Raw genomic sequence first — 5,044 nt, forward strand, 5'->3', positions numbered from 1 at the left:
GGCTTTTCGGTTTCACGGGCAGGCAGCGGAATGTAGGTGTCGCATGCTTCCATGAGTTCCATGATCTTGTCCTGGTATTCTGCGTCGCCTTCGAGAGCCTTGAGTGCAGAACCGCGGATGATCGGGGTGTTGTCGCCGTCAAATTCGTACTTGGAGAGGAGGTCGCGAACTTCCATTTCGACGAGGTCGAGGAGTTCAACGTCATCAACCATGTCAACCTTGTTCATGAAAACAACGATCTTGGGCACGCCAACCTGGTGAGCAAGAAGGATGTGTTCGCGAGTCTGAGGCATGGGACCGTCAGTAGCAGCAACGACGAGGATTGCGCCGTCCATCTGAGCAGCACCAGTAACCATGTTCTTAACGTAGTCAGCATGGCCCGGGCAGTCAACGTGTGCGTAGTGACGTGCGGCAGAAGTGTATTCCACGTGAGAGGTGTTAATCGTGATACCACGAGCCTTTTCTTCGGGAGCGTTATCGATTTCGTCGAAACGCTTTGCAGCTGCGAGACCCTTTGCAGCGAGGGTGGTGCAGATTGCAGCGGTCAGAGTGGTCTTACCGTGGTCAACGTGGCCGATAGTGCCAATGTTGCAGTGCGGCTTGCTTCTGTCAAAATGTTCTTTTGCCATGATTCTATCTCCAATTTAGTGAGAGCCCAGATCGGGAGTCGGACCCGAGACCTCTTCCTTACCAAGGAAGTGCTCTACCACTGAGCTACCTGGGCATAAGCCTCATGGAACGCTCTCTGGTTCCATGAGGCCGTGTTTTACAGTGGGTAGGAGTGGTTTCGAACCACTGTAGGCGTGAGCCAACGGATTTACAGTCCGTCCCCTTTAACCACTCGGGCACCTACCCATTATGTCGAGCCAAAGATAGGAATCGAACCTACGACCGGCTGATTACAAATCAGCTGCTCTACCAGCTGAGCTACTTTGGCATTTCTCTTAATTCATTGCTGAATGTTAGAGTGTGCCAAATTTAATAAGAAATACCTTATCTTGTCAACGGTTTTGGGCGTTTTTTGCAAAAAAAGTTGCATTTTTTCAAAAAATATGTACACATAAGGCCTAAAAGAGTGTGGATAGACTGTTAATAACGATTTTTTGCAACTTTCGATGCATGAAAGTATATTACAGACATGAAGTTAGATGCATTTGTGAAAGCGTTTTTTTCGGCTATTTTTCTACTTGTAACCACCACATTTTCACAGGTGACCGGCGAAAAAGTCCCCCAAAGGATTCTGGCGGGATATTATGCGGACTGGAGCATCTGGAATACCCCCAGCTACTCAGTGGATTTAGTACCCTATAGGCAGCTTACCCACGTCATCTGGAGTTTTATCTATCCGGACGCAAACGGAAACCTCAGCGGGGACGCCATTGACGACCCTACAGAGCTGGACCTGATGGTATCCCAGGCCCACGCCGTGGGTACAAAGGCAATCATCTCCCTGGGCGGCGCGGGACAATGCAAATATTTCGCCCCCGTTTCCAAGAATGACAAGCTTCGCAGTAACTTCGTGAAGAAACTGACGAACTTCGTAGCGGCCCATAACCTGGACGGAGTGGACATGGACTGGGAATTCGACAAGGTTCCCGTAGCAAGCGAGGACACCGCCGGCTACAACAAGCTCCTGACCGAAATACGTGCAAGCCTCCCCCAAGGGGTCACCTTATCCGCGGCGCTGCCCTGCAGCGACTATTACGGAAAATACTTCACCGCAGAAGTGCTGCTCGCCAACCTGGACTGGTTCGGCCTGATGACTTACGACATTACCGGCGACTGGGATGACAAGGCTAGATTCGATTCCCCCCTATTCCCCAACTCCAAGTGGACCACCTGGTCCTGGACACAGTCTGCGGCATACTGGACCAAGCGAGGCGTACCCGCAAGCAAGATGGTCATGGGAATCCCCAGTTTCGGTTTCGTATTTTACGGAGCTACGGGACCTGGTTCAGATTTTGACACAGCCGAACAGGAAAGCTACGCAGAAATCCTGAAACTCGCGAATTGGGATTATTACTACGACGATGTTTCCAAGGAACCTTACGGCATCGCCGAGCACAAGTTCGTCACCTTCGAGAACGCCCAGTCCACCGCCGCAAAAGCGATCTGGATTTACGAAAACAACTACGCAGGCGCCATGATCTGGGAATTGTCCCACGACTACATGGAAACAGAGACGCAGCCCATCGTAAGCACCGCATCGAGGGTCCTGCTGGAAGGGAACATTTCCATCGGGAAGAAACGCGACTTGTTGACCCCGCAGGCAGCAAGAGCCAGTTATACATACGACGCCCTGGGCAAATACGCCGGAAACAAAAAGGCGGGAATCCGAAACAGGACGGCAAAGAAACGTTACTACAACAGATAGAACAGTTCATTCCGATTTAAAGAAATACACAGGCTTAGCAGTAATGTTCTAAGCCTATTTTTGTTGCCATGAGAAACATCTTTGAAGAAATCGGAAAGACTCCCGCGGAAATTGACGCCAAGCTGAACAAGGCATTTAGCCAGTTGTTTGAAGGCGACTTGGAAAATGAACGCATCTGCTTCGAGAAGGGCGATGAAGCCTACATCGTGGACATCGGTCATAACGATATCCGTTCCGAAGGCATGAGCTACGGCATGACTATCGCCGCACTGCTGAACAAGCAGGAGCTTTTTGACAAGCTGTGGAATTTTGCCAGCCGCCATATGAAAAATACAGAGGCGCCCTACGCCGGCTATTACGCCTGGCAGGTTTCCACCACAGATTTCTCCATCATGGATCCTGGTTCTGCTCCCGACGGGGAGGAATACTTTGCGGCAGCCCTACTTTATGGCGCTAAGGTATTCAACTGCGAGAAGTACAAACAGGACGCCATCCAGCTGATTAACGATATGGCCCACAAGCCTACCGAGGGGCCGGTTCACACCATGATGGATGTGGATGCTGGTCTTGTGCGATTCTCCCCTATGGACGGAAACGACTTTACGGACCCCAGCTACAATACCATCGCTTTCTACCGCATGTACGGGGAAGCGACTGGCGATGACATCTGGAAAAAGATCGCAACCAACAGCGCTGCCTACCTGAAAAAGGCGGTACATCCCGTGACAGGAATTGCCGCCGAGTACAGCGAATTTGACGGTACGCCCCGAAGTACACCCTGGTATCCTGAAAGCGACTGCTTCTGTGGGGACGCGTGGCGTGTGGCATGGAACCTGGGGCTGGACGCAGCCACCATCGGTGATAGGATTGCCCGTGGCGAAAACTGCGGGGAGCTTGCACAGGTGCGGGAGTGGGAAATTTCCGCCATTCAGAAACTGCTGGGGTACTTGAATTCCAGGCGCCCCTACCCTGCCGACATGCGTGTGGATGGAAGCGCCTTCCCGAGGGAAGCGCGCCCTGCCACAGGGGGCCTTATCGCCATGAATGGCGCTGCAACGGTAGGCCTACCCGCAGGTGACCCGCTGATCAAGCCCTTCGCTGAAGATCTCTGGAACATGGAAATCCCCAGCGGGCTGTGGCGTTACTATGACGGCACATTGTATATGCTAGGACTCCTTGCCTGTTCCGGCAAGTTCAACGTATAGCAAGTGCGCCCGACGCACCTTAAGAATTTTTTGAAACCACGCGACCCAGCGGTGCCTGCATCTGGCGCCGCTGTTCTGCGTATATGGTGGGTGCCACAATATGGTAAAGCGCTTCCTTCACCATGGTCCCTACATTAAAGGCGAAGGAATCAAACACGTAGCGGTAGCTGTCGATGGTATCGTCAAAGCCCACCACATAGGGAACTTCCTTCCCCTTCGAGCGGAAATAATCGATGAGGGTTGTTGCCACCCAGTCGTTGGAACAGACGAAATGTTTCAGCGTCGCCCCGCTTAAAAGCTGTTCAATCATCTGGTCTAGGAACACTTGACTATCTAAACCCTCGGACTCCGTGTAGTTCTTCAAGTCAAAGGGAGAAGCGAAGCGATCGTCCACCAGGGGGACCACTTCCACACCGGCATCCTGGACGCCCTGGAGACGGGCCTTGGACCAGAAACTCAGGTGATAAGGGGAGACGTAATGGACGGGGCCGATCTTTTTCTTCTTCAGGTACTGTCCCACAATGAGACCCGCTTCCTTGCCGAAGGCTACGTTATAGAAGGCCCACTTTTTCTTGTTGCGGACGCTGAGAGGGACGGTGTCGGGAGCATATTCCCACCACACGGAAATGGGGCTATCGAAATGGGCAAAGTGGGCGAAAAGTCGCTGGGCATCTACCACAAGCCAGGTAGAAAGGAACGCCCCTAGGCAACGGGAATCGTTCTTTACCACGAAGGAGCTTCCATCGGGATGGAAAAGACGATTGGACTTTTCGTGATAGCCAATGAAGTGGACAACGATATTCTGCTCCCCCGCAATGCGAGCCAAGGTGCGGAAAACGTCGGATTCGCGTTCGGACTCGATGCGCATTCTCCCCCGCTCATCACAGCGATGGACGAACATGATGTAGTTGGAGGAATCCACCGTTCGTTCCTCGTTGAAGAACATCTTGCGGCCATTGCGAATCAGGATACCCTGTTCCACCTTCTGGTTCAGAAACTTCTTGATGATGTAGGGAGAGACGCGGTAACGGATGGAAAGATCTCCCGTGGAAGGGAGCTGCTCGAAAGCATTCAGGTAGCCGCTCTCTAAATCCTTCAGGAACTGCTTTTCGATACTGGAGTAAACATCATCCACCTGGATCACGGAAGCCGTAGGGACATTCCCCCAGAAGCATCCCTTGCCCTGGACCAGCTTGATCTGACCTTCTGCCGCAAGGACCTTGTAGACCTTATGGATGGTGGTCACCGAGAGCTTGAGCTGCTGGGCCATCTTGCGGACCGAGGGCATCTTGTCCCCGTCCTTGAAGCCAGCATTCATAACGGATTTTTTCACTTCTTCGATCAGCACGTTCCTTACCTCGTAAAGGAAAGGCGATTTCTAATCGCTAACGCATAATGTTGAACTTTTTCAAAAGATACTCATTTGGTGTTAGGTAGTCAAGCCTTTTTCTTGGTCTATTGTTCA

Annotated in this window: 4 protein-coding genes and 3 tRNA genes; 2 read left to right on the forward strand and 5 right to left on the reverse strand. The window is 52.0% G+C overall.

Annotated elements, in window-relative coordinates; all coding sequences use genetic code 11:
* From BUB59_RS14750 to BUB59_RS14765, 4 genes are all read right to left on the reverse strand, one after another.
* On the reverse strand, positions 1-629 hold a 629-nt coding region (locus BUB59_RS14750), incomplete at its 3' end, for a GTP-binding protein (protein ID WP_143160347.1).
* 23 nt (positions 630-652) lie between these two features.
* Positions 653-724 (reverse strand) — tRNA-Thr (locus tag BUB59_RS14755).
* Between the two features lie 48 nt (positions 725-772).
* Positions 773-855, reverse strand: a tRNA-Tyr gene (locus BUB59_RS14760).
* Between the two features lie 9 nt (positions 856-864).
* Positions 865-937: transfer RNA gene (locus BUB59_RS14765), tRNA-Thr, on the reverse strand.
* Positions 938-1,138: 201 nt separating this feature from the next.
* Here BUB59_RS14765 and BUB59_RS14770 point away from each other — a divergent pair.
* Both BUB59_RS14770 and BUB59_RS14775 read left to right on the forward strand, forming a co-directional pair.
* A complete protein-coding gene (locus tag BUB59_RS14770) occupies positions 1,139-2,374 on the forward strand; it encodes a glycoside hydrolase family 18 protein (RefSeq protein ID WP_073231390.1) in 1,236 nt (411 codons plus the stop codon).
* Positions 2,375-2,442: 68 nt separating this feature from the next.
* Positions 2,443-3,579 carry a glycosyl hydrolase family 8 gene (locus tag BUB59_RS14775; protein ID WP_073231392.1) on the forward strand — a complete coding sequence of 379 codons (1,137 nt, stop codon included), beginning with the start codon at positions 2,443-2,445 and terminating at the stop codon, positions 3,577-3,579.
* A 19-nt stretch (positions 3,580-3,598) separates the two neighbouring features.
* On the opposite strand, the gene BUB59_RS14780 is transcribed toward BUB59_RS14775, so the two are convergent.
* Positions 3,599-4,927, reverse strand: a complete 1,329-nt coding sequence (locus tag BUB59_RS14780; protein ID WP_073231394.1) for a GntR family transcriptional regulator — start codon at positions 4,925-4,927, stop codon at positions 3,599-3,601.
* Positions 4,928-5,044: the final 117 nt, after the last annotated feature.

The sequence above is a fragment of the Fibrobacter sp. UWEL genome, from assembly GCF_900142535.1.
Lineage (GTDB): Bacteria > Fibrobacterota > Fibrobacteria > Fibrobacterales > Fibrobacteraceae > Fibrobacter.